Here is a 25,725-nt window from a genome sequence, read left to right on the forward strand (position 1 = left end):
TGGTATAGAGAATCAGCATAGTCGGGGCGAAACGTTCCCGTTGGTAGTCTATATAAACTAATATTATAGTCCCTTTGCCTTCTGTTTCAGCTCGTTCAGCAGGCTCATCGCCTGCAGCGGCGTCATATTCATCAGGTCCGCGCCCTGTACGGCGGCAACCAGCTCCTTCAGGACTGGATTCTCCTTCACTGCCGGTGCGGCTGCCGTTTCTGCAGCACCCTTGCGGCCTTTGCGCGGCTCTTCTTCGCCGAAGATCGACAGCTGGACCACTTCCTGGTCAGCATGTTCTTCAGAAGAAGCCAGCGAGACCGCAGACTCGGCATAGGCAGTCCCGCCGGACAGGACGGAAACCGCCGCCGGATGCGAAAAGCCTGGAGACTGAGGCTGCTGCGCACGCACAGCTTGTCCGCTGTCCGGCTGGCCGGCTGGCTGCGTGTTCTCTCTGAGCTCACTGCCGGAGCCGCTGCCTTCACCGCCGGTGCCGTAATTCAGCGCTGCAGTTCCCGGAGGCGCGGCCTGCTCTATGCTCTGAAGCAAACCGTAGGCACGGTCGATGATCCCTTCCGGCAGGCCGGCAAGCCGGGCGCAATAAATACCGTAGCTGCTGTCTGCCGCTCCCGGCACCAGCTTGCGCAAGAAATTGACTTTGTCGCCGCTCTCCTGGACAGCCATAGAATAATTGCGAAGCCCCTTCAGGCTCTGCTCCAGGTGGGCCAGCTCATGAAAATGCGTCGAGACCAGCGCCTTGCAGGCGATCGTATCATGTACATACTCAATAACCGCCTGGGCGATGGCCATCCCTTCGCTGGTCGAGGTTCCCCGGCCCAGCTCGTCGATGATAATCAGGCTGCGGGCAGTGGCTTTTTCGGTCATGACCTGAATATCGGCCATTTCCACCATAAAGGTGCTCTGGCCTCCAATCAGGTCATCCGCCGCACCGATCCGCGTGAAGATCCGGTCAATCAGCGGAACTTCTGCGCTCGATGCAGGGACAAAGCAGCCGATCTGCGCCAGGATACAGATCAGGGCCACCTGACGCATATAGGTGCTTTTACCCGCCATGTTCGGTCCTGTAATAAGCAAAATATTTCCGTCATCCCTGGTAAGCGTACTGCCGTTAGCCATGAAGGCAGCATCCTTCAGCACCGCCTCTACGACAGGATGGCGTCCCCCTTCTAGCCGCAGATCATAGCCGTCCGACAGCTTAGGCTTGACGAACCGGTGCTCGGCGCTGACTGCAGCAAGGCACTGGTATACATCGATTTCCGCCACCTTCTCGGCAAGCGCCTGCAGGCGGGGAATCTGGGCGGCAATCCGGTCGCGCAGCTCGATAAAGAGGGTGTACTCGATATCCGTCATTTTGTCCTCGGCTTCCAGAATCAGGGCTTCCTTCTCCTTCAGCTCCGGCGTAACAAAACGCTCGGCATTCGCCAGCGTCTGCTTGCGTTCATACCGGCCTTCCGGCAGAGCAGACAAATTGGAACGGGTAACTTCTATATAATAGCCGAATACTTTGTTGAAGCCGATCTTCAGCGACTTGACGCCTGTGGCAGCACGTTCCTTCGCTTCAAGCTCCGCCAGCCACTGCTTGCCGTTGGTACTCGCCACGCGCAGCTCATCCAGCCGTTCATGGTAGCCGATGCGGATAATGTTGCCGTCGCGCACGGATACCGGCGGATCATCCACAATGGCCTGATCAATATCGTCGCACAGCTCAGCGCATACATCCATAGAACCGGCAATTTCCCGCAGTGTTGTGGAGCCGGACGTAAGACACATCTCCTTCAGCGCCGGAATCTGCTGCAGGGACAGCTTCAGGGCGTTCATGTCACGGCCGTTGGCGCTGCCGAAGGCAATCCGTCCGACCAGCCGCTCCAGATCATAAATTTCTTTGAGCGCACCGCGCAGATCCTCGCGGACAATGAACTGGTTGTACAAGTAGTCAACCGCCTCAAGCCGCCGCTCAATCGGAGCGCGCTGCAGCAGCGGCTTGTCGATTCTGCGGCGCAGCAGCCGGCCGCCCATCGAGGTTTCGGTACGGTCGAGCAGCCAGAGCAGCGAGCCTTTCTTCGAGCGTTCGCGCACGGTCTCCGTCAGCTCCAGATTGCGGCGGGTGAACGGGTCGAGAATCATGTAGTTACCCGGCTCATAAGGTGAAATCTGGCTCAGCTGTCCAAGTGAACGGCGCTGCGTTTCACTTAAATAAGAGATCAGGAGCGCAAGACAGCTGCCCCGTTCCTTCTCCAGCCGTACCCAGGCTGCTTCGCCGAACTGGCGGCGGGCCGATTCCTCATCTCTTTTATCCCAAGGGGTATACACAACCGGCTTGGCCAGCAGCGAAGCCTCGCTGCGCAGCTGTTCCAATAGCTTTGCATCCCCGATAATTTCCGCCGGCTCATAAATGCCGATTTCATCGCGCAGCCACTCCGCACTGGACAGCACAGAGGTGACATATAGCTCACCTGTCGTAAGGTCACAGGCTGAGAGCGCGGTCATCCCGTCGTCTTCCGTAACGCAGACGAGATAGTTATTGCTTTTGTCCGAAATAATCTTGCCGTCCATGACGGTACCCGGTGTAACCACACGGACGATATCGCGCCGCACCATGCCTTTGGTCACAGCCGGATCATCGAGCTGCTCGCAGATTGCGACCTTGTAGCCTTTTTCAATCAGACGCTGTATGTAACCTTCGGCCGCATGATAGGGCACTCCGCACATCGGAATTTTCTCATCGCCCCCGCCCTGCCGGCCGGTTAACGTTATCTCAAGCTCCTTCGAGGCGAGGATCGCATCGTCAAAGAACATTTCATAGAAATCACCCAGCCTGAAAAAAAGGAAAGCATCCTTCGCCCCTTCCTTTACCTTCAGGTACTGCTCCATCATCGGCGTATATTTAGCCATTGTTAACCTCCATGCCATTTCTCTAGTACTCTCTATTATAGCAGAAACTCGAAGAGCAAAGTTATTCCCCTTGCGTGCAGGAAGAAACAGGCGTTCTCACCAAATGCGTACAGCTCCTTCTGATATAAAATACAGCTGCAATATCACCCTGGTATGATGTAAGATTGGGAACAAACGTAAATTATACACTCTAGGGGGACTATTATGATACGCAGACTGTACGAGACTGACCGGGAACGGCTGATGGAGCTGACAGGCCGTAAGCCGTCTATCAATCTGTTTATAATCGGGGATGTGGAGAACTTCGGATTCGAGCAGGAATTCATGGAGCTGTGGGGGGAAGCGGATACGCCGGACGGGCCTCTGAAGGCAGTCATGCTGCGTTTTTACAGCAGTTATCTAACTTATGCGGAAGGAGCGTTTGATACCGAGGGTTTTGCGGAGCTGATTCGTAAAGATGCCGGTGCCGAGATGATATCCGGGGATGCCGGGGTTGTGGAGGCTTTCAGAGGGAAGATTGCTGCCCGTGAGGACAAGCAGATGCTGTTCGCTGAGCTGAAGGAAATGAACGGGCAGCTCCGCTCCGCAGCGGCTGTCCCGCTTGCCATCCGCAAAGCAACGGCCCATGATGTTGAGGCCATCTGTACGCTCACCGATCAGATCGAAGAATTCGCCGCCAGCACCGCAGATTCGCGCAAAAGCCTGCGCAAAGCGCTGGAAAGCAAGACCGGACGCACGTTTTTCGCCGAGCAGGACGGCAAAGTCATCGCCTCAGCCTCAACCACTGCCGAAAATTCGCTGTCGGCCATGATTGTCGGCGTCGCCACCCATCCCCAGCATAGAGGCCAGGGGCTGGCTACCCGTATTACCGCTGAGCTGTGCGCCGATCTGCTGGCCGAGGGGAAATCCCTGTGCCTGTTCTATAACAATCCGCAAGCCGGCCAGATTTACAAAAAGCTGGGCTTCACGGACATCGGTACCTGGGCGATGATGTATCTGGAAAAGCAGCGTTAGTTGCGGTTCCCTGTGCCCAGGACCGGCAGCAGCTGAACGTTTGCCGGCTGTTGCAGCGCCGGGGCAATCCTGAATCAGCTCTCAGAGAGCCGCTCGCGATCAGGGCAAGGATCAGTGTAACCAGTGAATTTAATACAATGCCACTACCAGGCTCAACCTGAACCTTTTTCAGGTTGAGCCTGACTTTATCCTGCCTTCTTCTTTGCTCAGCCACAGTCCGCGGATGTCGCGCGACTCGTCCCAGGCCCGCTCCCGGGCTATATAGCCCAGGAGCGGCTCGATGTAAGCGGCTGCCTGCGCATAGCCGGACAGTCCCCGCAGCTGCGCCTGCAGCGGGATGAAGGCTGCGCGCAGCGGGGTTTTGTGGCCGCTGTAATAGGCGGCATGCAGGTCCTCCCGGTCGAGCGGGCGCAGCGTAAGGTCTTCGTAGCGGCTCACGATCAGGTGAGCCAGGAAGACCGCGCCTTTGGCGATGACCGGGGATACGAGGAAGCTCGGCAGGGTCCGGTATTCAAAGCCGCCATGCGGCTGAATCCGGAAATCGCCGAGCACGCCGTACCGAGGACGCCGCGCGGCAGCCCTGGCGTCCTCCAGCAGCATCAGCGGCAGCGCGAGGTAGTTATCGAGCGCGCGCAGCAGCGGCGCCGTGAGCGTTACGCCGCTGAAGTGCAGGTGGCCGCCGAGGGCCCAGCCCGGCAGCGGCATGCCTCCCGCCCGCAAGCTTAGCGAGCGGTCGGTGATGAGCCGGTCCGCCGCGCGCACGGCGGACATCAGCTGCGCCAGCAGCGCGCGCGGTTCCCCGCGCGGCTGGGGGCGCAGCTCCGCTACCGGGAACGTGCCCTGCGTTCCCGGGGGCCCGGCGTCGCAGCCCGCGACGCCGTCCAGGGGCAGGTACCGCGACGCGGGCACGACGCGGCCGGTGGACTCCCGGAGCAGAAGGAACTCCGGGTCCATGCCCATCAGCAGCCCTGGACGGCCGGGCTGCTCAAGGGCAAGGGCGGCGTCCAGCACCTGTGACGCCGCCTGATAAACGCCGCTGTCTGCGGCAGAGAGAGGTATGATGGCCTCCACGGCAAACTGTTTGCCGCCCAGAGCCGTCAGCCTTACCTCACCGCTATCCAGTCCAAGGCAATACAATGCCCGGACCGCCGTTTCACACAGCTGGCCTGCTGAACTGCGGCGGCTATGCTGCCCGGCGCTACACCACCCCGGCACAGCTGCCTGCATCTCCGCCCTGCCATCTGCTGTCAGCCGTTCCTCTCTTTCGGCCGCAGGCCCGGCAGACACAGCCCGGCCACCCGGCCCTCTTTCATCCACTGCAGTATGCGCCGAACGTTCCCTTCTGTTTAGGGGCAAAGAGGGGCCCCCTTCCGTGATACCTCCAGCATAATGGCCATTTAACCTAACTGAACTCCTACCTTGATTACCAGAGCCCTCAGCTACACTCTCCGGCTCTCCCCGACTCTGCGCATTAGCCTTCTGCCCCATAGCCTGTCCGGTTCCCAGCGCCAGGATGTCCACCACCTGCAGATTGAAGATGCGGACCATAAATTGCTGTCTGTGGATCCTGCTTAATTCTTTTGAATGATACCTATGTATGGCGTTTGCTTCTGCTGCCGGAATCCCCTGCTGCTCCACCTGTGCCCGGCCGGACAGAGTCATAGCGGCTTTAATGCCGGAGCGCTGCAGTCTGGCTTCCCGCTGCTGCAGTGTTAGCCCGATAAACACGTTAAGCCCTTCGTTCATGACCTGCTCCTCCCAACAGTCTCTGCACCCGTTTAGCATTTGATTTACAGCTGCTCAATCTAACTAAGTGTAAAATCGTCAACTAATTCTTGGATCTACTATAGATAAGAGGATACTAATTGGAAAAATAGCACTTAATTTCTCTGTTTTGGCGTTCAAAGGGCTTTTCGGGCAAAATTAAGTAGCGATTTTACAACTATTCGTTTGAAATTGAGAAATAGAGTGGAATTAAGTGTGGAAAATCCATCTAATTCCTAAGAATCCGACGCAACAAGCGTACCCTATGAAGTACCACACCAGACCGCTCTATTTATTAAAAAGTATCTGTAAGTATAGCTTAAATTTGAACTTTCCCTGTTTAGCAGTGACTGTATTCCAGAGTAAGCCCCTGCTTCCCACTGCAGTTATCTGCTTATTTCCCCTATACCGCTCCAGCAAGGCCATCCCGGCATCCAAAATAAAATTAAAAAAGGAGGGCGTTCGCCCTCTCGCCGCCGCCCCCGCTACATATAATGGACCATAACCCACCGGCAATCAGCGGCGGCGGCGCCCTCCTTCCTTACAGCTCATCATCCAGGGCGTCAGGGTCCAGATCATCATAGTCGAAGCTCTCACCTTCGAAATCATAATCCTTGTCTTCCAGATCGTCGGCCTGATCACTGACGTACACACGGACCTTGGTCTCAGCCACCAGCTCCGCCTCAAACTCGCGTTCCACACGGAGCGTCACACTGCCGCCGCCTGGCGATACACCTGCTTCCACACAGTTGGGTTCCTGCGTTGCCTCCGCAGAGACTTCAACCGTGGAAGCACGGTGTCTCGGGTCCAGGTATGACAGCGGGATAAGCTCAACATAGGAAACCGTTTCTTTGGCTACCTCAGTCTGCTTGTTTTTGTCATACGAGTACCAGATGTTCACATCGTAAGTACCGATTACTTCAATTCCGTTTCCGGCGGCAACCGCTTCGTACTGGTGGTTAATGATCCAAGCCCCCAGAATACTAGTCGGATGATGTGGCGGAGTCACGGTATGGGTTGCGGTAGAGAACTTACGACCTTTGCCGCAGATTGCCTTCGTAATGATCTCCCTTGTTTGACGTTTATGGCTTAATGACATCTTTGAACCTCCTCCATACAATCATTCACTATCAAGTGTATGCACGTTCTGGGCATTTGTTGATTGTTAGAGTAGAAATAAATTTGGGTAAGCCCTCCACCCGTCCCGCTATAAGCTTCATAGTCCATTTTATTGTAAAAATCACCCCGTTATGATACATAGCCAGCCTGTGTCCACGTAAAAAAAACACCAGCTCCTCCGTTAACGGGTGAACTGGTGTTTTGTAGTGCCTTATGCGGTTGGACTTGCCTGCCGGCTCTATTAACCGGAAACGATCGAAACACTTCCCGGCTATTGCGGAATAACCCGTATAATACCCAGATCCCGGTGCCTGCTGAGATCCACGAAATCCTCACCGATGTTCACCAGCGGACGCAGCGGATCATGGGCGAGAATCAGGATGATTTTGCCGGTCCGGCCGTCTGTAAGCTCCACCTCATTGCCCAGCATGGACTGCATCAGCTTATTAATGAAGACTTTGCAGATATAAGGGTCGAGCTTGCCGAATACGTCATCCTCCATCTGCCTGAGCACCTCGTACAGCGGCGCAGCCGGACGGTAGAGCCGTTCAGAGGTCATCGCATGGAAAATGTCCGTTACGGCGACGATTTTGCTGAAATCTGTAATCCGGTGCCCCAGGACCCCGAACGGATAGCCGCTGCCGTCCATCCGCTCATGATGCTGCAGCGCGACAAGTGCCTGCATGTGATTGGTCCCGACCGTATCTCTTATCATCTCATAGCCGTAGGTGGTATGCTTCTTCATCAGCGCCGTTTCTTCCTCGTCCAGCGGACCGGTCTTGGTCAGAATCTCCGAAGGGATCATGATTTTGCCGATGTCGTGCAGCGTCGCGGCAATCGTCAGCATGCCCAGCTCCTCCGGCTTCAGCTTGAGCCACTTGCCAAGAAGCGTGGACAGAATCCCCACCGCAACATTATGCCTGTATGTATAGTCGTCCTTCGGCTGGAGTGCAGCCAGTATGCCATAGAAATCGTTCTTCTCACTAACCTGCTGGATAAAAGGAATAACTTCATTTCTGAGCTCAATCATCGGTAAACGTTTGCTTTTGTTATAGCGGAGCTGTTCAAAAATATTCTCCATCGCTGCAGTACAATCATCAACCGCAATCTGGTAAAAGGTGGCGCTGTCAACATGGACCACGTCCTGGGGCTCCAGCATAATCCGGTGCCGGCTGATCAGGCGGATATGATCACTGTTCAGCAGTGTCATTGCCGGCAGGACGAACACGCCCTTGTGATTAAACAGATTGGCTGCAAGCTGCTTGCCGAGATATTGTTCATTATTGATGTTCATTGTCCTCACCTGCCAGAGCAGAAATTCACATAAGCGAACAATCTGCAGTAATTGAACTTCTTCTCTCATGAACAGTGAACGGCAAAAGGATTACCGGCTCACTTTTTGTGCTTACATTTCTTATCGTAATTTTACACGGTAATGTGAATACCTGTCACCTATTTCGTCTATGTATGATCAGTTGCTCCGGCCCCGCAGCAGACGTTTTGCCGGCTTGATCTCGACCGGAACCTTATGCTGCTTGGCAATTTTCAGGTATAACGCCAGTTCCCGGCACACCTGCAGAATAGCTGAACGAACCTCAAATTCTTCGCGGGTCGAAGGAAGCTCCATCTGTTGAAACTCTTGCTCAACGCCTGCCAGCAGCCGCTCCGTGCGCCCGGTATATTCTTCTGCCAGCACATCCCCGCTCAGCTGGTCGAACAGGTCGGCCACCATGCCGCCGTGCGGAAGCTGCCGGTAGACCTGGGAGAGAAGCTGAAGCATATTCTGAATCGATTCCAGCTGCTCCTTGCGCATATAGAAGTATACATTCCAGGCCTCGTCCGGATGAATCACATGATTCTCAAGCTCCCTGGTGGCTGCTGTAAGTCCGCGCTGGATAGCGGCGTTCGCCCCGATCAGCTCCTTACCGTCCCATATATAAGCAGGATCACGGAGTGTCGTTGCCATCTGTTTAAAAATAACCGAGAAATAGCCGTCTACTTCCTTGCGGATGCCGGAGATAACACCGGTGGTCTGCGGCATGTAGATCAGATTGACCAGACCGGCCGAGCCCAGTCCGATAATCAGCAGCTCGATCTGCTGCAGCAGGACATGCAGGGTCAGCTCAGCTTGTCCGAACACGCGAAACACAATAACGGAGCTGGTGACGATCCCTTCCTTAAAGCCTGATTTGACGATCAGCGGAAAGCCGAACAGCACATACAGCCCAAGCACCCAATAATGAAAACCCAGCACGGCAAATAAGGAACAGCCGATAAGTAGGCCCACAAGCGAGGCGGAAAAACGGGCAATGATCGTGCGAAGACTCCTTTTCCGCGTTGTTTCCACCCCGAGAATGGCCAGCAGTCCGGCGCTTTGTGCATTCGGAATACCCGCAGCGGCTGCCAGCAGTATGGACAGCAGCGTGGCGGCCGCTGTTTTGATAACCCTAAATCCCATGAAAATACCTCTCCTTGACTCTCTGCTTCAGCTTGCTTGTAAAGATATAGACATGGTACAGGATTTTTCAGGGAGACACAATATGACATAAAATTCACAGCCGTGACAGTAACAGCTTCTCCACATAAACCACCAGCTGATACATCGCAGTAGCCACAGCGGCTATAATGAGCAGGCTGGACATCACCAGAGTAAAATTAAATACCTGAAAACCGTAAATGATCAGATAGCCGAGCCCGGATTTGGCCACCAGAAATTCACCGACGATCACTCCGACCCACGACATCCCGACATTTACCTTCAGTGTAGATACTATTGTGGGAAATGAGGACGGCAGAATGACCTTGTTAAACTCCTGCACCCGCGACGCCCCGAAGGAGCGCACCACCTTGACCAGGTTGGGATCAACGCTGCAGAAGCTGTTATAGACAACAAGCGTAGTGATAATTACGGTGATGGATAAAGTGGTAATGACAATCGCTGTAAAGCCGGCTCCGAACATTACGATAAAAATCGGACCGAGGGCCACCTTGGGCATACTGTTGAATACAACCATATAGGGATCAAGCACGGCTGATAAAAAAGGCGACCACCAGATGATGACGGCAAGCAGTGTCCCAAGCAGTGTTCCCAGCACAAAGCCGACCGCCGTCTCTAGGGTTGTCATTCCAAGATGAGGCCACAGGCTGCCGCTGGCCATATCGTTCCAGATTTGCCGCAGCACCTTGGTTGGATAGCTGAACAGCAGCTCATCAATCCAGCCTAGCCTAACCCCGGCCTCCCACAGAAAGAAGAACAGCACAAGCAGACTGGCCCGCACGGCCATCACCCGGCTGCTCCAGCGTCGCTTTTGCTTTTTATAGTCCAGGTGCTTCTGCTGCAGCCACTCCCCGCGGGAGTCCGGCATTTCGTTTAGCCCGTTCCTGTTCACTGCCCTTCCCTCCCTGCCAGCTCCATTTCCTTCCACAATTCATGAAAAAGCTCCGCAAAGCCCGGCAGATCCCGCGCGTACAGCGGAGGCGTGCTGCGGATTTCCTCCGGCACCTCAAAAATTTTGCGGATCCGCCCGGGATTGGGCTGAAGCAGAATGACTCTGCTGCTGACCGCAATCGCTTCGGACAGGTCATGGGTTACCAGAACCGCCGTAGTCCCGCGCCGGCGCAAAGTTTCCGATACCAGGTCCTCCAGCTGAAGCTTAATCTGATAATCCAGCGCAGAGAACGGCTCATCCAGCAGGAGCAGCCCCGGATTTGTCGCAAGTGTGCGTACCAGGGCCACGCGCTGGCGCATACCGCCGGACAATTGGGCCGGATAAGTCTTTTCTTTGCCGGCCAGGCCCATATCTGCCAGCAGGTCCACTGTTTTCTGCCGGGCTTCAGCAGTCAGATTTCCGGTCAGCTCAAGTCCGAGCAGCGCATTGTCAAGGATGGTCCGCCAGGGGAACAGGTAGTCCTGCTGGAGCATATAGCCCACTTCAGGTGAAGGACCCTGGATCAGCCGGCCGCTGACCGACACCTCTCCGAGCGATGGCTTCAGCAGCCCGGCGATAATCGATAGCAGAGTTGTTTTGCCGCAGCCGCTCGGTCCGACCAGGCTGACAAACTCCCCCTTCTCCACCTCCAGGCTCAGGTCCTCAAGGGCAAGTGAAGCCTCGCGGTCGCCCAGGTAAGCGTGCGTCACACCCTTCAATTGCACAACTGGCAGCATATCAGCCCCTCATTTCCCGGATGAAGTTTTAATTCCTGCTTCCGCCTTCTCGGCGAAGCTGTTATCCACGATCGCTTCCAGCGGAATCCGTTCCTGCAGCTCACCGGCGTATTCAATGACATCCAGCAGATTGTTCCACTCTTTATCATCAATAACAGGATTAACAGCATAGGTATCCTGCTCCTTGTAACGATTGATTGCGGAAATGACAATCCCCTTGTCGGTATTCTCAAAATACGGCATAACCGCTTCTGCAATTTCCTCAGCGCTGTGCTCCTTCACCCACAGCTGGGCCCGCTGGACCGCATTGGTGAACTTTTGCACTGTGTCGCCATTTTTACTGATATAGCTTTGCTTGGACATGAAGACCGTATAAGGCAGATAGCCGCTCTCCACGCCGAACGAGGCTACGACTGCACCGCGCCCTTCACTTTCAAAGATCGAAGCCTGAGGCTCGAACAGCTGAACGTAATCTCCTGTTCCGGACGCAAATGCACCGGCAATATTGGCGAAATCAATATTTTGAATCAGCGTAAGATCTTTGCCGGCATCAATCCCTTTGTTATGCAGCGTAAATGCACCGGCCATCTGGGGCATCCCCCCCGCCCGCTGCCCGAGGAACGTCGATCCTTTCAGCTGATCCCAGCTGAATTCACCCTCTGCCTTGCGGGCGAACAGGAACGTACCGTCCCGCTGGGTAAGCTGGGCAAAATTGATCACAGGATCATCCGCTCCCTGCTGGGCTACATAAATTGAAGTTTCTGACCCGACAAGCGCCACATCTATGGCCCCTGAGAGCAGAGCGGTCATTGTCTTATCCCCGCCGGGAATGGTCTGCAGCTCCACATCCAGCCCCTCATCCTTGAAGAAGCCCTGCGATAATGCCACATACTCAGGCGCATAAAAGACAGAACGGGTTACTTCGCCGACTTTCACCTTTACTCCCGCCTGCTCTGTGCCGCAGCCGGCGAGCACTGAGAAGCACAAGACGAGAAGCAGCAGCGGCAAAGCCAGCTTTTTCTTGATTGTCATCCTTCATTTCTCCTTTCTTCCCGGGTCTTTGGCCCTTACCTAAAGCATATGCGGGAGCCTATTGTTTGGTTAAAAGCGCGAAGGAAAACCGTTTGCACTATCACTTCAGCAGAACTCAGTAAGAAACTTGTTAAAATTAATGAATCAGTCTGCTTAATAATGATGATAATCCGATTAATCAAGAGTAATTTTATGATTTGTAAAGATATCTGATTGTAATTCGTTGTAAATCATTAAAAATAATAAATTACAGCCAAATTAGGTATGTGCAAACGTTTTACCAAAAGGGATTATTGCACTACTATATTTAGTAAAGCGCTTACTGGATACACATTAATGAAGCAACACCATCAGGAAGGGGTTTATTTACAGATGAAATATGAGTATAACCGGCTCACTGGACGCCATATCCTGCATTCCCTGGCCTTAACCGGACTTACCGCTGCACTTCTGGCCGGCTGCACGAATGACGGGAATTCCGCTGCCGGCAATAACGGAGTGGCTTCCACCGTCCCGGCCGCACAGGCTTCCCCTTCACCGGATGCCGGCACGGCACCGCAGAAATCTCAGCAGCCTGCTGCTGTTGATGAGCAGCCCTCCACTGTATTTTATGAGGTGTTCGTCCGTTCGTTTTATGATTCAGACGGCGACGGCATCGGTGATCTGCGCGGGCTGACAGCTAAACTGGATTATTTGAATGACGGAGATCCTGCGACTGCGGATGACCTGGGGGTTGGAGGCATCTGGCTGATGCCGGTTAACCCTTCCCCCAGCTATCACGGGTATGATGTCACCGATTACCGCAGCATCAATCCCGATTACGGGACGCTTGAGGATATGCAGGAGCTGATCCGTGAGGCGCATAAGCGGGGAATTAAGGTGATCATGGATCTTGTTGTGAACCATACGTCCAGGGAGCATCCGTGGTTTGTGGAATCCGCCAAAAATGAGGACAGCAAATACCGCGACTACTATGTCTGGGCTGAAGACCAGAACCGCCCTGTCAGCGGCAGCAGTGCAGCCGGCAGCGGAAGCCCCTGGCATTCTGTGTTGGGCAGCCATTACATGGGCACATTCTGGGACGGGATGCCCGACCTCAATTTCGATAATCCTGACGTGCGCAATGAAATGAAGGACATCGGAAAGTTCTGGCTGGAGCAGGGTGTCGACGGCTTCCGCCTTGATGCCGCCAAACATATTTATGAGGATCTTGTAACGGATAAGAGTACGGAGACGACTGCCAAAAATGTAGCCTGGTGGCAGGAATTCCGCCAGGCCATGAACGAGGTTAACCCGCAGGCCTATATTGTAGGGGAGGTTTGGGAGAACTCTGCCGTATCCGTCGGCGCTTACCTGGATCAGGCCTTTGATTCCGGCTTTAACTTCGGGCTGGCCGAGACGCTGTTAAACTCCGCAAGGACGGAAAAGGACAGCGGGGCAGCATTCACACTGGAGCGGACTTACAGGTTATATTCGCAGATTTCCCAAGGCCGTTTTACAGATGCAGTCTTCTTGACGAATCACGACCAGAACAGGGTAATGAGCCAGCTTGAAGGCAATGTGGACCATGCCAGAATGGCTGCCGCAATGCTGCTAACGCTGCCGGGCAATCCGTTTATTTATTACGGGGAAGAAATCGGCATGTTAGGCCGCAAACCGGATGAAGGAATCCGCGAGCCGATGCAGTGGTCTGCGGACAGTGGCAGTACCGGCCAGACAACCTGGGAAGCGGACACTAACAACAAGGGGAATACCGGAGGAAATGTGGAGAGCCAGCTCACCAGCACCGGCTCGCTGCTGGACTGGTACCGTCAGCTAATTGCCCTTCGCAGCCAGGTCCCCGCACTCCAGAACGGGGATATCCGGGACTTTGCTTCCGGGAATGACGGTGTCATGGCATTTGAACGTGTAACAGCCGAACAGCAGGTGCTCGTTATGCTTAATCTGACAGGCAGCAGTCAGACAGTAACCCTGAAGCAGGGAACGAATGACAAAGGATATACAAACATTATCAAAGCTGTTCCGGAGGAGGAAGCAGCTTATAGCGGAGCCGAACTTACCCTTCCGCCCTATTCTGCTGTTATTCTGGATTAACGGCATGCGAGGCATGCAGCATCCATTCATATAATGCCAAGCAGACCTCCGCCTTGCTCGCGGGTACGGCAACGATCCAGTCCTCTGCCGATTCGCAGCTCATCCGGAGCAGCCAGCCGCCGGAGGCATCTTCTATGTACCCTGCATGCTGAAAAATCCAGCTGTCCGTGCTGCGGGAACAGAGCCTGAGCTCACCGTCAGCCGTCCGGTATTTAAGAACTCTGGCCAGCTGGGCCGAACGCAGGATGTCTCCTGTCTCGGCATTCAGGCACTCGGCCAAAGTGTACAGCGTGTAGGTTGCCGCCTGGGCTTTCAGTTCCTCGAACCTGCTTCTGGACATCTGCAGGGCGGGGACATCTGAACAGGGGGTTCCGTCCATCTGCTCAGGGCAGTTGAACAAATAAAAACATGCCCGCTTCACCTTTGCGGGCTCTGTAAGCTCATAGCCGAAGGGATCCTCCTCCTGAATGCCGGAGATGATGGTCCGTTCTTTGAATACCTGCAGACAGATATCCTGGGTATGCTCTCCTTCACAATATTTCAGCCGGCATATTCGTTCTGCAGAACCCGCCATTTGCAGCAAACCGGATACTTCCTTTCCGTGCACCGGCGCTTCAGGAAACAGAAAACGCGCTAAATATACCATATCATCTTTATTCACAGTCCAATTTCCTTCCCGGATTCCCAGGAACTCAGGAATCGCCCAGCAGTAAAAAGCTCGAATCTACCAAACTCGCAATATTTATGTTATCATAAGCTAATTTTAAGGTAAAATTAAGAAATGCCGGGTATGATCATAGCATGAAATACTTTTAGCGAGGTGATTTCGATTATGAGAATGCTCATCACATTTCAGAACAAGTCTGTACCGGTATATTTCACAACTGAAAACAAACAGCCAACCCAAAAGGTACTACGAATCCTCAACAATACACTGGAGCTCAAGATCCAGAAGGGCAAAAGCGCTCTCCAGAAATGTTTGAATTCACTTATCAGTATCGAAATTAAAGGCTCAGAAGCTATATTGCACAGTTACAGTGAAAATGATTCACTCGCACTATCCCTCTACTAGTAGAGGGATAGTTTTTTTGTACACAAAAGAAACGGCTTTGCCGTCCTTTAAGGAAGGGTATCCGTTTCTGCGAGATTATTTATGAGGTGTAACTTATATGATGGGCCGATTAGATGTAGGTCAACTGCAGGTTTTTAACCAGTCGGGCGGTTTTTATTTTCTTCTTTCTCCGCTTTTTGGATGCGCAGCTTGAACAACTTCACTAAATTGATGCGTGTCTGTTCTTCGTGACAGCTGTCCAGTTTTTTAATGATAAAACGGTCAATGGACATGTCAATCGCTCCTTTTTTGAATATCTTTTACCGTTAATGGATCCAGGAAATCATTTCCTGCCTCCCTTGTATCACCTATATAACCGGGTCCCCGGAAGCTCAAACGCTTCTATTTTCTGGTAAAAAGAGCTTGTCGGAACGACTTTACTACATATTGAGCCTCAGTTCCGGTTATGCTGTTATCCATCAGGAGATATGGTAGCCATGCAATTCCAAGGCATTTGCTGTCGCTGAAATTTATTTTTCTTTCGACGGATATTTACAAACTAAATATTCAATGCTATATTAAATATAGTAAGTATTAAATATATATTTAAGGAGAAATCATAATGTCTAATGTACTTTTCATCAAAGCAAACAACCGCCCTGCTGAACAGGCTGTAAGTGTTCAACTTTACAACGCATTCCTTGCAAGCTACAAAGAATCCCACCCGGAAGATCAGGTAACTGAACTGGATCTGTTCGCTGAAGAGCTTCCTTACTACGACAACACCCTGATCACTGGTATCTACAAAGCTGCCCAGGGCTTTGAAGCTACTCCTGAAGAAGCTGCAGGTGCAGCACTGGTTAAGAAATATCTGGACCAATTCGTTGCAGCTGATAAAGTTGTATTCGGCTTCCCGCTCTGGAACATGACTGTTCCTGCTGTTCTGCACACTTACATTGACTACGTGAACCAGGCTGGTACTGCATTCAAATACACAGCTGAAGGTCCTGTAGGCCTGCTTACCGGTAAAAAAGCGGCTGTCCTGAACGCAAGAGGCGGCATCTACTCCACTGGTCCTGCTGCAAACGCTGAAATGGCTGTTAACTTCATCGTGAACAACCTGAGCTTCTGGGGCTTCCAGGATATCACACAGGTGATCATCGAAGGCCACAACCAGAACCCGCAGGAGTCTGCTAACATCATTGCAAAAGGTCTGGAAGAAGCTAAATCCGCTGCTGCATCATTCTAATACAGCACCAGCGTTAAAGGTCCGGCCCGCAGTATAGAATTCGGCAATACAATCAGGCATCTGTTTTACTCAGCATCCGGACTTTTATTCATATATAGCAGAGGCACAGCCCTTCCCCGGGCTGTGCCTCTGCAGCATAAAGCCCCCCACAAAGTGAGGCTTTTACATGAAAGCTGATACAGGTGCTTTGCAGGGCCCCGAATATATCATTATAAAAAAGCCATCATGACGCCTGAGCAGACAGCTGCAGGGCATCCTGATGGCTTTTTTTGATGTTAAGCATTATATATTGGGTGTCCCCTCAGACGCCTGAATCAGCATCCAGGCAGGGCTCCGCTTGCGGGGTATTTTATTGCCTATGCAGGATCAATACTCCTCAAGCTGCCGCTCCCATGACGTTTTGCGCGGACGCGGGGCGCTGGTTTTGCCGGCAGAAGCAACAGCCTTGCGCTTCTGTCTCTGCTCTTTGCTGCTCTGGAAGCGCAGCTCCTTCTGTGTCTTGCGGTAGTTCATAAGCCGCTTCTCCTCCAGCAGGCCCGAGGATACAGCAGCCAGCACGGCGCAGCCCTCCTCGCGCTCATGACTGCAGTCGCTGTAGCGGCATTCTAAAGCCAGACTGCTTATATCGCCAAAAGCAAGGTCAAGCCCGCCCTCATCCTCCCACAGCTGCAGCTCGCGCATCCCGGGGGTATCCACGATTATCCCGCCTTCAGGCAGCACGAACATTTCCCGGTGCGTCGTTGTATGCCGTCCGCGGCTGTCGCCCTCTCTGACGTCCTGGGTCAGCTGCAGGGTTTGGCCGCTGAGCCAGTTGACCATCGTTGATTTACCGCAGCCCGAGGAGCCGGTCAGGGCCACTGTCTGCCCGCTGCGGATATACGGCAGCAGCTCTTCGCGGCCGTCACCGAGCAGAGCGCTTACCGCATGCACCGGCACACCGGGTGCAGCCCGCTCCATCTCCGCTATCCTGGTATCCGCATCCGGGCACAGATCGGCCTTGGTCAGCAGAATGACTGGACTCGCCCCGCTGTTCCAGGCCATTATCAGATACCGTTCCATCCGCCGCACATTGAAATCATCATTCAAGGCACTGACCAGAAACAATGTATCTACATTGGAAGCGACAATCTGCTCTGCCAGCGTATTTCCCGCTACCTTGCGTGAAATAACACTTTGACGGGGGAGCAGTCCATGAATAACAGCATGCTCTCCCCCATCCTGCATAGCTAAAGCGACCCAGTCCCCGATGGCCGGCAGCTCACACGAATCTGTGACGAAATGCCGGAGCTTCCCGGACAGCTCACCCCAGGTTTCGCCTGCATCAGTCATGACCCGGTATTTGCTGCCAAAGTCACCTGTGATGCGGCCGGGAACACGCTTATTGTGTGCCTGCTCCTGATTCTGAATCATCCCGTTCCATTTTACTTGCCAATTCTCATTCCATCCGTATTGTTCAATAATCATTGTAATGTTATTTCCTCCTGATATTTGGTTTAGTTCTCCACTCACATTGTCCGGGAACACAAAAAGCCGCCGGAACCTGACGTTCCGGCGGCGGATTGGATCACAAACCTTCCCTCCTGCTGAAAGGAAGGAATGCGATCAAATCATATACAGAAAGCTGCGGTCTTCCCGGGTTAGGGAGAACCGCACATTTCTGCGCGCGGCCCAGACATACCAAATACGGTAAGATCCGTATTCAATAACGCTGACCGCGCAAAAAAGCCGCCGGAACACATACGGTCCCGGACGGCTCTAAAAGGCACTCTAAGAGCTTACCTGCTAAGCTGCATCACACTTGCTGCGCAGCCGCTGTTCCCGGAAGACACGTATCTACAACAGTTGTTACCGATAATGAACGTGCTGTATAAACTGTCATATTACATCGTCTCCTTCTTGGTTAATATGCTGTAACTATAAACGTCCCGGCTGAGCATTGTCAACGCCGCACCCCGGTAAAGTATTTTTTATAAACAAAGTCTACCTGAAACTCTAAATGATTTCCTTCAGCTCAGCCAGCTCATTAATGGTTCTCCAAGGCTGCACATCCAGACTCTCGTCCCACGGATGGTTCCGCTTCAGCCAGACGGTGTCCATTCCCGCCTTGCCGGCACCCCAGATATCATTAACCGGATGATCTCCAATGAACAGGGTCTGCTCTGCAGAGGTACCCATGCGCTCCAGCGCCAGCTTGTAGATGGCCGGATGAGGCTTGCTGATTCCGGCTTCACCCGAAATCACAATCGCCTTAAAGTAGCCGCGTAACCCGAGCAGATCAATTTTACCGTCCTGCAGATCCTTTTTACCGTTGGTTACGAGCCCAAGGACATACCCCCGCTCCCGGCAGTAGTCCAGGATTTCAACTGCATCCTTCATAGCTGCCCCGTGGCTGGAATAGTTTGTATCATAATACACCCGTATGTCCGCTGCACTCAGCGGTGTCCGCCAGGGCAGTACTTCACTAAGCTCGGCAAAAAATCCGTCCTTATCCCGGTAGCCGTCGGCATCCCGCACAATTATATCCTCTACAACTCGCAGAGTCTCTTCCTCCGGCAGATGGCCCAGGTAATCCTCTACAAACCGGGTGCTGAAGCTGCGGAACGTATAGTCCCGGTCCATCAGAGTGTTGTCCAGATCAAACAGCAATGCCTGTTTCGCTCTCATCTTGATTAAATCTCCTTATCCGCTTAAATGTCAGAGATTAATTGTACTATGTATGTCCGGACAAAGAAAAGACTGCCCTGCAGAAAAGAAGTATTATCCTCCTTTACTGCTGAACAGCCTGCTGGCGTCATATAAATGGGTAATCCGGTTATTCAAAATGCTCCGCACGGTGGGTCAGCATCATCTCTTCTTCCGTAATGTAGAGCGGAAACGGCGGTGTCTCCGTCAGATAACGTTCAGAATGGAGAAGACGGTAATGGACCTCCGGCAGCCAGGCATCCTCGATTAGCGGCAGCTTGCCGGTATCGCTGATATAATTATCTACCGCAGATTGAACCAGATCCAGATAGTAAGGCACCAGCTTGTCAGTTTCCTCAAAAATTTCGTAGGTTTCACGGGACATATAGAATTTCTGCTGGGGAACCCCGCCCAAATAACGTTTCAGCCTGGACAAATCGATGCTTTTATCCTCCATAATCAGTACAGTACGATTAACTGAGGCAGGCATATCTTCTTCAAATTGTCTGACAGCCTGCTTGATCTGCGGCAAGGTGACAGTGATCGGCTCAGGGATTGTATTTTTTTTTGCGCGTTTGAATATCATACTGAAAGTCTCCTTTCGAAGTATATGTCAGATAACGCTTACAATTCCAGTTTATTCACTTTTCTAACCTTTAATCAGCAGTGCATTTAATTGTCACAGAATCTCCGTAATTATGAGAGCATTAAGTGACAAGTTGCATTATTTCACGTTCTCCCAGCGCGTCCACATTTCAGGCGGGTTAAGTTCATATTTGTCATGCTCGCGGTACATGAACTGATGCATGATGAATTCACGGCGGATCGTGGCGTAATCGTCATGGTATTGCTTGATGAACTCGTTCATCTCTTTCTCGCTGTAGACAGTTCCCGGGGTCAGCTTTTCAGCCATATACTGCAGGGCAATCAGCTTCTTCTTGTATTGGGCCGGGATCTGGCGCAGCCTTCCGTCTTTGGCAAAAAAGTTGCGCAGTACCGATTCCTTCAAGCTGTTCTCCGGTGACTGCTCCTCCATCTCCTGCGTGCCTTTGGAAAAAATAAAGCTCAAGGAAGCCTCAGAGCCTGCGCGGATAAACTCGGGATTAAGTCTGAAGTAGACGGTGTTCTTGTCCCGCCTTTCTGTAATCATTGCAGCTTCCCGCAGCTTCGCGGCATGATGGGTTACTGTCGGCTGAGACAGGTTGAGCCGTTCCGCCAGCGCCTGGCCGTGAATCTCCTCTCCTCTGGACAACAGCAGCAGTATGCGTAATCTCGTCGGATCGGACAGGGCCTTATGGTAATTAACAATTTTATCAAGCTGCATGGGGTCACGCTCCTGTAGCAAATATAAGCTGGGATGAAAAGGAATAATGTTTAGATATATATCTAATTATATCAAATTTGAGGATATCCGGCAACCGCAGCAGCTGATCTTTTACGCAGGGATTGGCGTTAAATTAAAAATTAAGGTAACATTTAGAGACAGAACTTATCCATCAGGAGGTCGCAAGTCATTATGAAAGACGTTATTATTATCGGCGCCGGTCCCTGCGGGCTGTCAGCGGCAATCGAATGCCAGCGCCAGGGGCTGTCGAGCCTGATTATTGAGAAAAATTTTATAGTGCACTCCATTTATCTGTACCCGACCAGCATGCAGTTCTTTAGTACAACCGCGCTGCTGGAAATTGGCGGTATTCCCTTCACCTCACCCAATGACAAACCGTTTCGGCATGAAGCCCTGGTCTATTACCGGCGGGCAGCAGAGCAGCACGGTCTTGAGATTGCAGCGTATGAAGAAGCGCTGAGCGTGCAGCGGAATGAAGACGGCAGCTTTACTGTACATACTGTCAACAAACGCGGAGAAAGCCAGAGCCGGCAGGCTGCACATGTCGTTATTTCGACCGGCTATTTCGACCAGCCGAATATGATCGGCATTCCGGGGGAAGAACTGCCTAAGGTTACGCATTACTTCGGCGAGGCCCATCCGTATACCGGGATGAGGGTAACCGTTATCGGGGGAAGCAATTCCGCAGTGGACGCGGCACTGGAGCTGATCCGTGTCGGTGCCTCTGTAGATATGGTCTACCGCGGGGCAAGCATTTCCGACAATATCAAGCCGTGGGTGCGTCCTATTTTTGAAAGCATGGTCACCAAAGGTAAAATAACCCTGCATCTGGAATCACGGGTCACTGAGATTACGCCATCCTCGGTCATCGTAACCCGGCACAGCGGGGAGTCTAGCGAGCTGAACAATGACTTTGTGCTGGCGATGACCGGTTTCCGTCCGAGCAGGGCACTGCTGTCATCCGCAGGTGTGCTGATGGACGATGAGCTGGACAAGCCGTCATTCAACCCATCAACGATGGAGAGCAATATACCGGGCCTCTATGTAGCAGGGGTTATCGCCTCCGGCCGCAATGCCAATGAGGTATTCATCGAGACCGGACGCGGTCACGGCAAGCTGATTGCCGACCATATCGTTTCACAAAAGCTCAAATAAGACAAGGAGTGCCGTCTACATGGATTTCACCTCCCTGCTGTTGCTTGGCCTGGCCGCGCTTGGCATTATCAGCAGCAATTCGCCGGTTACTATCGCTATGGTTGTACTGCTGCTCCTCAGGGTACTGGGACTGCAGCAGACATTTCCGTGGCTGGAAAAGCACGGCCTGACGCTCGGTATCATCATCCTGACCATCGGGGTGATGACCCCGCTGGCCAGCGGCAAAATCTCGCTGAACACGGTCTGGCAGTCCTTCTTCCACTGGAAATCGCTGGCCGCCATCGCCATCGGCATGCTGGTTGCTTATCTCGGCGGCCGCGGCGCCGTGCTGATGGGCAGCCAGCCGACGGTTGTCGCCGGCCTTTTGATCGGCACTGTGCTTGGCGTCGCCCTGTTCAAGGGCGTTCCGGTCGGTCCGCTGATTGCCGCGGGCCTTCTGTCTTTGATTATCGGGAGGGGATAATCTCTTTGCCGTACTCCGCCGCATGAATAGGCTGGCATCATCCGCAGGAATATGCGGGTGATGCCAGCCTTTATATGTTGCTCTGAGGCCGGTGCCAGGAGCGTTTATTCATCACTCTCTGCCTTAAAAGGCGCCGCCTCCGTCTACACGATACTGCTTCTCCAGTTCGGAACGGTAATGCGGATCAAAGGTTATTCTCTTCTTCGGCGTACAATCTAGGAATCCGTTACCGGCTGAACCAGTGCGCGCTGCTGCACCCGCAGGCCCTGCTAATGCCTTAACCTTATTAACGACCTCCTTATCAAGCTCCGGCTCCTCTATTTCTGCACTGTCCGCTTCTGCAATCATCAGCTGAACAGCAAGCTGTTCGCTCTCTACATTCCCTTGGAGATCTGTGTACTTCACCACTACACATAAGCTTATTTGCCCGCAGGGGATAGCTTCGCTGGTATAAATCTCCACCAGCAGCTCGTTCATCCTGTCCTTTGAATGCAGAAGCATTTCGCCTGAGCCGTCTCCCTCAAACTCCCCGTAAGCCTCCCCCGCTTGAATTCCTTCCGGCATAACAAGCCTGACTACAGCATGATCAGACTTTTCTGGCGGATGGATTTGAATAAGCAGATGGTTCAGCCCTTCCTCATGCTCAAGCACCGGTTTCGCCAGCCGCGCTGTTATCATCCTCGCTCTCCCTCCTTCAGCATCCGGGTAATCGTATCTTGAAGCTCCAGTCTCAGCTCTGCTGAAATCCGCGGGCTGACCGTCAGCATCACATCCTCGCTGACTACCAGCGTGTCCCCGGACAGAAGCTGTTCCGGCTGCAAAAACTTCAGCCGTTCGCCAAGCTTAGCTATCTCGTCTTCCGGCATGTCTGCCAGTTTAAGCTGGATATCGGCCAGCGTCTCTCCGCTTCTGGACAAAGCCAGAATAGCCCTGAGATGCCTGTAATGTCTGTCGGTATAGACCCGTTTGTTGCCCGACAGCTCGAGCGGCGGGAGCAGGCCAATCTGTGTATAATAACGCACGGTCCGCAGATTCATATCAGGAGCTTCCTGCTGTACCAGCTCAGCCAGCTGTTTGCCGGTGTAAGTATTCATCATTCCAGCCTCCAGACATATATAGAAACAGTTAAGTGTCTCAGTTACAGTTTACTGTAACTAATAAACGAATGCAAAAAAAAACGGCTTCCTCTGTGAAGGAAACCGTTAATAAAGTTTATCTATCCATCCAGCCGCTGCACATTAAACAGACGGGCATAGCTGCCATCCTGCAGCATAAGCTCTTCATGAGTGCCGCGCTCGGTAATCTCACCGTTTTCCAGCACGATAATCTGGTCCGCATGAGTGATAGTGGACAAACGGTGGGCGACAATCAGCGTCGTGCGCTCTGAGGACAGTGATTGCAGAGACTGCTGTATGAGATGCTCTGACTCCAGATCCAGCGCAGACGTGGCCTCATCCAGAATAAGCACCTTCGGATCTTTGAGGAAGACCCTGGCAATCGCTACGCGCTGCTTCTGGCCGCCTGAGAGCTTCACTCCGCGCTCACCGACCTCGGTGTCATACCCCTCAGGCAGCTGCATGATGAAATCATGGGCATTCGCAGCCTGCGCAGCGGCAATAACCTCCGGCTCGCCGGCATCCGGGTTGCCGAACAGAATATTGTCACGCACCGAGCCGCTGAACAGGAAGTTATCCTGCAGGACCATGCCTACCGTCCGCCGCAGGCTCTCCTGGGTCAGTCCGCGGATGTCCTGTCCGTCCATGAGCAGGCGCCCTTCACTGATGTCATAGAAACGCGGAATCAGGCTGATGAGGGAAGATTTACCGCCCCCGCTCATACCGACAAAAGCAACGGTTTGTCCCGGGCTGATGCTGAGGTTTATCTCCTTCAGCACCCATTCGTTCTCTTCCCTGTACTTAAACCACACATGGTCAAATTCGATGGCTCCGGCCGCATCCTGAAGCGGCTTTGCACCGGGACGGTCAGCAATATCGTAAGGCTCATCCAGCAGCTCCATAACCCGCTCCAGCGAAGCAGAAGCCTGGGTCAATACGGTGGAGGAGTTGATCAGCCGCCGCAGCGGCGCATACATCCGGTCCAGGTAGCCGAAAAAAGCAACAAAGGTACCGAGCGTCAGATTACCGCGGATGACCTCATAGCCGCCGTACCCGATTACGAGCAGCGGGGCCAGATCGGTCAAGGTATTAATAATGGCGAAGGTAACCGCGTTCCAGCGGGTATGAGCCAGCGCTTTTTCCAGAAACTTGCCGTTGATGCCCTCGAACTGCTTCTGATCGACCTTTTCCATTGTAAAGCTGCGGATGATGGCAATTCCCTGAATCCGTTCATGGAGATAGCCCTGTATGGCAGCCAGCGCCTGTGACCTGTCTTTGGTCAGTACTTTTAGACGCTTGTAAAGTGTGTTAACGGCAATACCGTACAGCGGCAGAACTGCAATCGAGACGAGTGCCAGCACCGGATTGAGATAGAACATGAACCCCAGCGCAAAAATCAGCGTGAACATATCGAGCCAGACGTTCATCATCCCGACCTCGACCAGGTTTTTGGACTGCTCCACATCGTTGATGAACCTGGAGATCGCTTCGCCCACCTTCGTATTCTGATAATACCGCAGGGACAGGCGCTGCAGATGGCTGTACAGCTTGTTGCGCATATCGAAGAGCACTTTGCTCGTTATCAGCTGGGCAAAATATTGGCGGTAGTACTCCACCGGCCCCCTGATTACAACAAACAGCTAAAATGCGCCGCCAAGTACATAAAACAGCTTTGATATCCGTTCCGCCGCAGTCAGCGCTGAGGGTGTCAGCAGATCATCGACCACATATTTCAAAATCATCGGCAGAGTCAGCGGTATGCTGAACTTGATCATGCCGATAACGAGCGTCAGCACAATCCATTTCATATAAGGCCGGACAAAGGTATAATACGCTTTCCATTGCTTCACAGAACGTTACGCCCTTTCTTTTTTTATACCGCTCTGGGTACTGTTGACATTTGAGGCTTACAGTGTTTTTATATTTCTTAGGTACATAAGTGCGAGTGCAGTACCGGAACTTCAGGAGGATAATGATGTCTAGACAATTTGTGACGGAAGCGGTCATGATGGCCATCTACGGCCAGCTTCTCGTACCGCAAAGCCCTGTGGAATATATCGTGCCCTACACGACCGTTATGGAACTATACGAGCTGCGGGACAGTGATGAGCCACTGATGAACCGGGCCGACGATGACCAGCATGTCAAAAGCAAAATACGTGAGCTGATTGCCTATTTCGAGGAGCCGCTCAATTCCAAGAAGATCAACCGCTGCCTGTCCGTACCCTGGGCGAAGAGCTCCGGCATTCTGCTTGGTGAACGGGCGCAGGTTACGATTATCAACAGCGTTGACAACGCAGCCTACGGGGAAGCCTTTGATCCGATTGAGACAGAGCTGCTGCTGACCTCCGTACGGGAAAAGGTCCCCGTCCTGACCGACCAGTTCGAGCTGATCCAGCGGATCATCGAAGGCGGAATCCCGGTACAGGTGTATGACATCGATGATTTTGAGTTTGCGATGGAGGAAGAGACCTTCCGCAGCTCGCACTAAAGCGGTTATCTCATACTTACCCGCCACTGCACAAAAAGCCCCTGCCGCCCGGCAGGGGCTTTTTGTGCAGGCTGCCCTTCAGACT

23 protein-coding genes and 1 pseudogene are annotated in these 25,725 nt (G+C 53.0%); 7 read left to right on the forward strand and 17 right to left on the reverse strand.

The features are described from left to right. Positions 1–63 precede the first annotated feature (63 nt). The gene (gene mutS, locus AC4G46_RS18455; RefSeq protein WP_491124007.1) at positions 64–2,901 is read right to left on the reverse strand and encodes a DNA mismatch repair protein MutS; all 2,838 of its coding nucleotides are present in this window, start codon (positions 2,899–2,901) and stop codon (positions 64–66) included. Between the two features lie 204 nt (positions 2,902–3,105). Here mutS and AC4G46_RS18460 point away from each other — a divergent pair, with 204 nt between their 5' ends. After that, a complete protein-coding gene (locus tag AC4G46_RS18460; protein WP_491124008.1) occupies positions 3,106–3,915 on the forward strand; it encodes a GNAT family N-acetyltransferase in 810 nt (269 codons plus the stop codon). 168 nt (positions 3,916–4,083) lie between these two features. Here the strand turns inward: AC4G46_RS18460 and AC4G46_RS18465 are convergent, their stop codons facing one another. From AC4G46_RS18465 to AC4G46_RS18495, 7 genes are all read right to left on the reverse strand, one after another. Beyond that, positions 4,084–5,661, reverse strand: a complete 1,578-nt coding sequence (locus AC4G46_RS18465; RefSeq protein WP_491124009.1) for a putative amidoligase domain-containing protein — start codon at positions 5,659–5,661, stop codon at positions 4,084–4,086. A 559-nt stretch (positions 5,662–6,220) separates the two neighbouring features. Continuing rightward, the gene (locus tag AC4G46_RS18470; RefSeq protein WP_039873832.1) at positions 6,221–6,778 is read right to left on the reverse strand and encodes an outer spore coat protein CotE; all 558 of its coding nucleotides are present in this window, start codon (positions 6,776–6,778) and stop codon (positions 6,221–6,223) included. 291 nt (positions 6,779–7,069) lie between these two features. Further along, positions 7,070–8,092 (reverse strand): HD-GYP domain-containing protein, encoded by a 1,023-nt coding sequence (locus AC4G46_RS18475; RefSeq protein WP_491124010.1) that lies wholly within the window; start codon positions 8,090–8,092, stop codon positions 7,070–7,072. Positions 8,093–8,269: 177 nt separating this feature from the next. Beyond that, positions 8,270–9,256, reverse strand: a complete 987-nt coding sequence (locus tag AC4G46_RS18480) for an aromatic acid exporter family protein (RefSeq protein ID WP_068720869.1) — start codon at positions 9,254–9,256, stop codon at positions 8,270–8,272. A gap of 94 nt (positions 9,257–9,350) precedes the next feature. Then, on the reverse strand, positions 9,351–10,163 hold the full coding sequence (locus tag AC4G46_RS18485) for an ABC transporter permease (RefSeq protein ID WP_491128925.1): 813 nt from the start codon (positions 10,161–10,163) through the stop codon (positions 9,351–9,353). A 20-nt stretch (positions 10,164–10,183) separates the two neighbouring features. Continuing rightward, a complete protein-coding gene (locus tag AC4G46_RS18490) occupies positions 10,184–10,963 on the reverse strand; it encodes an ABC transporter ATP-binding protein (RefSeq protein ID WP_491124011.1) in 780 nt (259 codons plus the stop codon). A 9-nt stretch (positions 10,964–10,972) separates the two neighbouring features. Then, complete coding sequence (locus AC4G46_RS18495; RefSeq protein ID WP_491124012.1) at positions 10,973–11,995, reverse strand: ABC transporter substrate-binding protein; 1,023 nt, start codon at positions 11,993–11,995, stop codon at positions 10,973–10,975. Between the two features lie 336 nt (positions 11,996–12,331). Between AC4G46_RS18495 and AC4G46_RS18500 the strand changes: the two genes are divergently transcribed. After that, positions 12,332–14,089, forward strand: coding sequence for an alpha-amylase family glycosyl hydrolase (locus AC4G46_RS18500; protein WP_491124013.1), 1,758 nt, complete (start codon positions 12,332–12,334; stop codon positions 14,087–14,089). Here the strand turns inward: AC4G46_RS18500 and AC4G46_RS18505 are convergent. Then, the gene (locus AC4G46_RS18505) at positions 14,076–14,750 is read right to left on the reverse strand and encodes a hypothetical protein (RefSeq protein WP_491124014.1); all 675 of its coding nucleotides are present in this window, start codon (positions 14,748–14,750) and stop codon (positions 14,076–14,078) included. The genes AC4G46_RS18500 and AC4G46_RS18505 overlap by 14 nt on opposite strands. 171 nt (positions 14,751–14,921) lie before the next feature. On the opposite strand from AC4G46_RS18505, the gene AC4G46_RS18510 reads away from it, so the two are divergent. After that, positions 14,922–15,161 (forward strand): hypothetical protein, encoded by a 240-nt coding sequence (locus AC4G46_RS18510; RefSeq protein WP_039873859.1) that lies wholly within the window; start codon positions 14,922–14,924, stop codon positions 15,159–15,161. 134 nt (positions 15,162–15,295) lie between these two features. Here AC4G46_RS18510 and AC4G46_RS18515 read toward each other — a convergent pair whose 3' ends face one another. Continuing rightward, positions 15,296–15,433, reverse strand: a complete 138-nt coding sequence (locus AC4G46_RS18515) for a hypothetical protein (RefSeq protein ID WP_167360624.1) — start codon at positions 15,431–15,433, stop codon at positions 15,296–15,298. A gap of 329 nt (positions 15,434–15,762) precedes the next feature. Between AC4G46_RS18515 and AC4G46_RS18520 the strand changes: the two genes are divergently transcribed. Next, positions 15,763–16,389 carry an FMN-dependent NADH-azoreductase gene (locus AC4G46_RS18520; protein WP_039873862.1) on the forward strand — a complete coding sequence of 209 codons (627 nt, stop codon included), beginning with the start codon at positions 15,763–15,765 and terminating at the stop codon, positions 16,387–16,389. A gap of 366 nt (positions 16,390–16,755) precedes the next feature. On the opposite strand, the gene rsgA is transcribed toward AC4G46_RS18520, so the two are convergent. The 4 genes from rsgA to AC4G46_RS18540 form a co-directional block, all read right to left on the reverse strand. Beyond that, the gene (rsgA, locus tag AC4G46_RS18525) at positions 16,756–17,853 is read right to left on the reverse strand and encodes a ribosome small subunit-dependent GTPase A (protein ID WP_491124015.1); all 1,098 of its coding nucleotides are present in this window, start codon (positions 17,851–17,853) and stop codon (positions 16,756–16,758) included. A gap of 528 nt (positions 17,854–18,381) precedes the next feature. Then, a complete protein-coding gene (locus tag AC4G46_RS18530) occupies positions 18,382–19,053 on the reverse strand; it encodes an HAD family hydrolase (protein ID WP_491124016.1) in 672 nt (223 codons plus the stop codon). A gap of 148 nt (positions 19,054–19,201) precedes the next feature. Beyond that, on the reverse strand, positions 19,202–19,657 hold the full coding sequence (locus AC4G46_RS18535; protein ID WP_491124017.1) for a DUF3939 domain-containing protein: 456 nt from the start codon (positions 19,655–19,657) through the stop codon (positions 19,202–19,204). A 138-nt stretch (positions 19,658–19,795) separates the two neighbouring features. Continuing rightward, positions 19,796–20,395, reverse strand: coding sequence for a DUF2087 domain-containing protein (locus AC4G46_RS18540; RefSeq protein WP_068720883.1), 600 nt, complete (start codon positions 20,393–20,395; stop codon positions 19,796–19,798). 192 nt (positions 20,396–20,587) lie between these two features. Here AC4G46_RS18540 and AC4G46_RS18545 point away from each other — a divergent pair, with 192 nt between their 5' ends. Both AC4G46_RS18545 and AC4G46_RS18550 read left to right on the forward strand, forming a co-directional pair. Beyond that, a complete protein-coding gene (locus tag AC4G46_RS18545) occupies positions 20,588–21,571 on the forward strand; it encodes a YpdA family putative bacillithiol disulfide reductase (RefSeq protein WP_491124018.1) in 984 nt (327 codons plus the stop codon). Between the two features lie 19 nt (positions 21,572–21,590). Next, positions 21,591–22,034: a DUF441 domain-containing protein gene (locus AC4G46_RS18550; RefSeq protein ID WP_491124019.1), complete on the forward strand. Its 444-nt coding sequence runs from the start codon at positions 21,591–21,593 to the stop codon at positions 22,032–22,034. Positions 22,035–22,157: 123 nt separating this feature from the next. On the opposite strand, the gene AC4G46_RS18555 is transcribed toward AC4G46_RS18550, so the two are convergent. From AC4G46_RS18555 to AC4G46_RS18565, 3 genes and pseudogenes are all read right to left on the reverse strand, one after another. Beyond that, positions 22,158–22,712, reverse strand: coding sequence for a hypothetical protein (locus tag AC4G46_RS18555; RefSeq protein WP_491124020.1), 555 nt, complete (start codon positions 22,710–22,712; stop codon positions 22,158–22,160). Further along, positions 22,709–23,131, reverse strand: coding sequence for a MerR family transcriptional regulator (locus tag AC4G46_RS18560; RefSeq protein ID WP_491124021.1), 423 nt, complete (start codon positions 23,129–23,131; stop codon positions 22,709–22,711). The genes AC4G46_RS18555 and AC4G46_RS18560 overlap by 4 nt, the downstream gene beginning before the upstream one ends. Before the next feature lie 119 nt (positions 23,132–23,250). Beyond that, positions 23,251–24,999: pseudogene (locus AC4G46_RS18565) on the reverse strand (ABC transporter ATP-binding protein). Between the two features lie 125 nt (positions 25,000–25,124). On the opposite strand from AC4G46_RS18565, the gene AC4G46_RS18570 reads away from it, so the two are divergent. Further along, a complete protein-coding gene (locus AC4G46_RS18570) occupies positions 25,125–25,640 on the forward strand; it encodes an ADP-heptose synthase (protein ID WP_491124022.1) in 516 nt (171 codons plus the stop codon). Positions 25,641–25,725 lie beyond the last annotated feature (85 nt).

The organism is Paenibacillus sp. fava2, from assembly GCF_058313675.1.

What these genes read in the sequence shown, in the direction of transcription:
- AC4G46_RS18470 (WP_039873832.1), bottom strand. Translation starts at nt 6,778, where the DNA reads ATGTCATTAAGCCATAAACGTCAAACAAGGGAGATCATTACGAAGGCA.
- AC4G46_RS18540 (WP_068720883.1), bottom strand. Translation starts at nt 20,395, where the DNA reads ATGCAGCTTGATAAAATTGTTAATTACCATAAGGCCCTGTCCGATCCG.
- AC4G46_RS18490 (WP_491124011.1), bottom strand. Translation starts at nt 10,963, where the DNA reads ATGCTGCCAGTTGTGCAATTGAAGGGTGTGACGCACGCTTACCTGGGC.
- AC4G46_RS18535 (WP_491124017.1), bottom strand. Translation starts at nt 19,657, where the DNA reads ATGATATTCAAACGCGCAAAAAAAAATACAATCCCTGAGCCGATCACT.
- AC4G46_RS18570 (WP_491124022.1), top strand. Translation starts at nt 25,125, where the DNA reads ATGTCTAGACAATTTGTGACGGAAGCGGTCATGATGGCCATCTACGGC.
- AC4G46_RS18480 (WP_068720869.1), bottom strand. Translation starts at nt 9,256, where the DNA reads ATGGGATTTAGGGTTATCAAAACAGCGGCCGCCACGCTGCTGTCCATA.
- mutS (WP_491124007.1), bottom strand. Translation starts at nt 2,901, where the DNA reads ATGGCTAAATATACGCCGATGATGGAGCAGTACCTGAAGGTAAAGGAA.
- AC4G46_RS18545 (WP_491124018.1), top strand. Translation starts at nt 20,588, where the DNA reads ATGAAAGACGTTATTATTATCGGCGCCGGTCCCTGCGGGCTGTCAGCG.
- AC4G46_RS18500 (WP_491124013.1), top strand. Translation starts at nt 12,332, where the DNA reads ATGAAGCAACACCATCAGGAAGGGGTTTATTTACAGATGAAATATGAG.
- AC4G46_RS18520 (WP_039873862.1), top strand. Translation starts at nt 15,763, where the DNA reads ATGTCTAATGTACTTTTCATCAAAGCAAACAACCGCCCTGCTGAACAG.
- AC4G46_RS18515 (WP_167360624.1), bottom strand. Translation starts at nt 15,433, where the DNA reads ATGTCCATTGACCGTTTTATCATTAAAAAACTGGACAGCTGTCACGAA.
- AC4G46_RS18485 (WP_491128925.1), bottom strand. Translation starts at nt 10,163, where the DNA reads ATGCCGGACTCCCGCGGGGAGTGGCTGCAGCAGAAGCACCTGGACTAT.
- AC4G46_RS18560 (WP_491124021.1), bottom strand. Translation starts at nt 23,131, where the DNA reads ATGATGAATACTTACACCGGCAAACAGCTGGCTGAGCTGGTACAGCAG.
- AC4G46_RS18495 (WP_491124012.1), bottom strand. Translation starts at nt 11,995, where the DNA reads ATGACAATCAAGAAAAAGCTGGCTTTGCCGCTGCTGCTTCTCGTCTTG.
- AC4G46_RS18550 (WP_491124019.1), top strand. Translation starts at nt 21,591, where the DNA reads ATGGATTTCACCTCCCTGCTGTTGCTTGGCCTGGCCGCGCTTGGCATT.
- AC4G46_RS18460 (WP_491124008.1), top strand. Translation starts at nt 3,106, where the DNA reads ATGATACGCAGACTGTACGAGACTGACCGGGAACGGCTGATGGAGCTG.
- rsgA (WP_491124015.1), bottom strand. Translation starts at nt 17,853, where the DNA reads ATGATTATTGAACAATACGGATGGAATGAGAATTGGCAAGTAAAATGG.
- AC4G46_RS18465 (WP_491124009.1), bottom strand. Translation starts at nt 5,661, where the DNA reads ATGAACGAAGGGCTTAACGTGTTTATCGGGCTAACACTGCAGCAGCGG.
- AC4G46_RS18555 (WP_491124020.1), bottom strand. Translation starts at nt 22,712, where the DNA reads ATGATAACAGCGCGGCTGGCGAAACCGGTGCTTGAGCATGAGGAAGGG.
- AC4G46_RS18510 (WP_039873859.1), top strand. Translation starts at nt 14,922, where the DNA reads ATGAGAATGCTCATCACATTTCAGAACAAGTCTGTACCGGTATATTTC.
- AC4G46_RS18475 (WP_491124010.1), bottom strand. Translation starts at nt 8,092, where the DNA reads ATGAACATCAATAATGAACAATATCTCGGCAAGCAGCTTGCAGCCAAT.
- AC4G46_RS18530 (WP_491124016.1), bottom strand. Translation starts at nt 19,053, where the DNA reads ATGAGAGCGAAACAGGCATTGCTGTTTGATCTGGACAACACTCTGATG.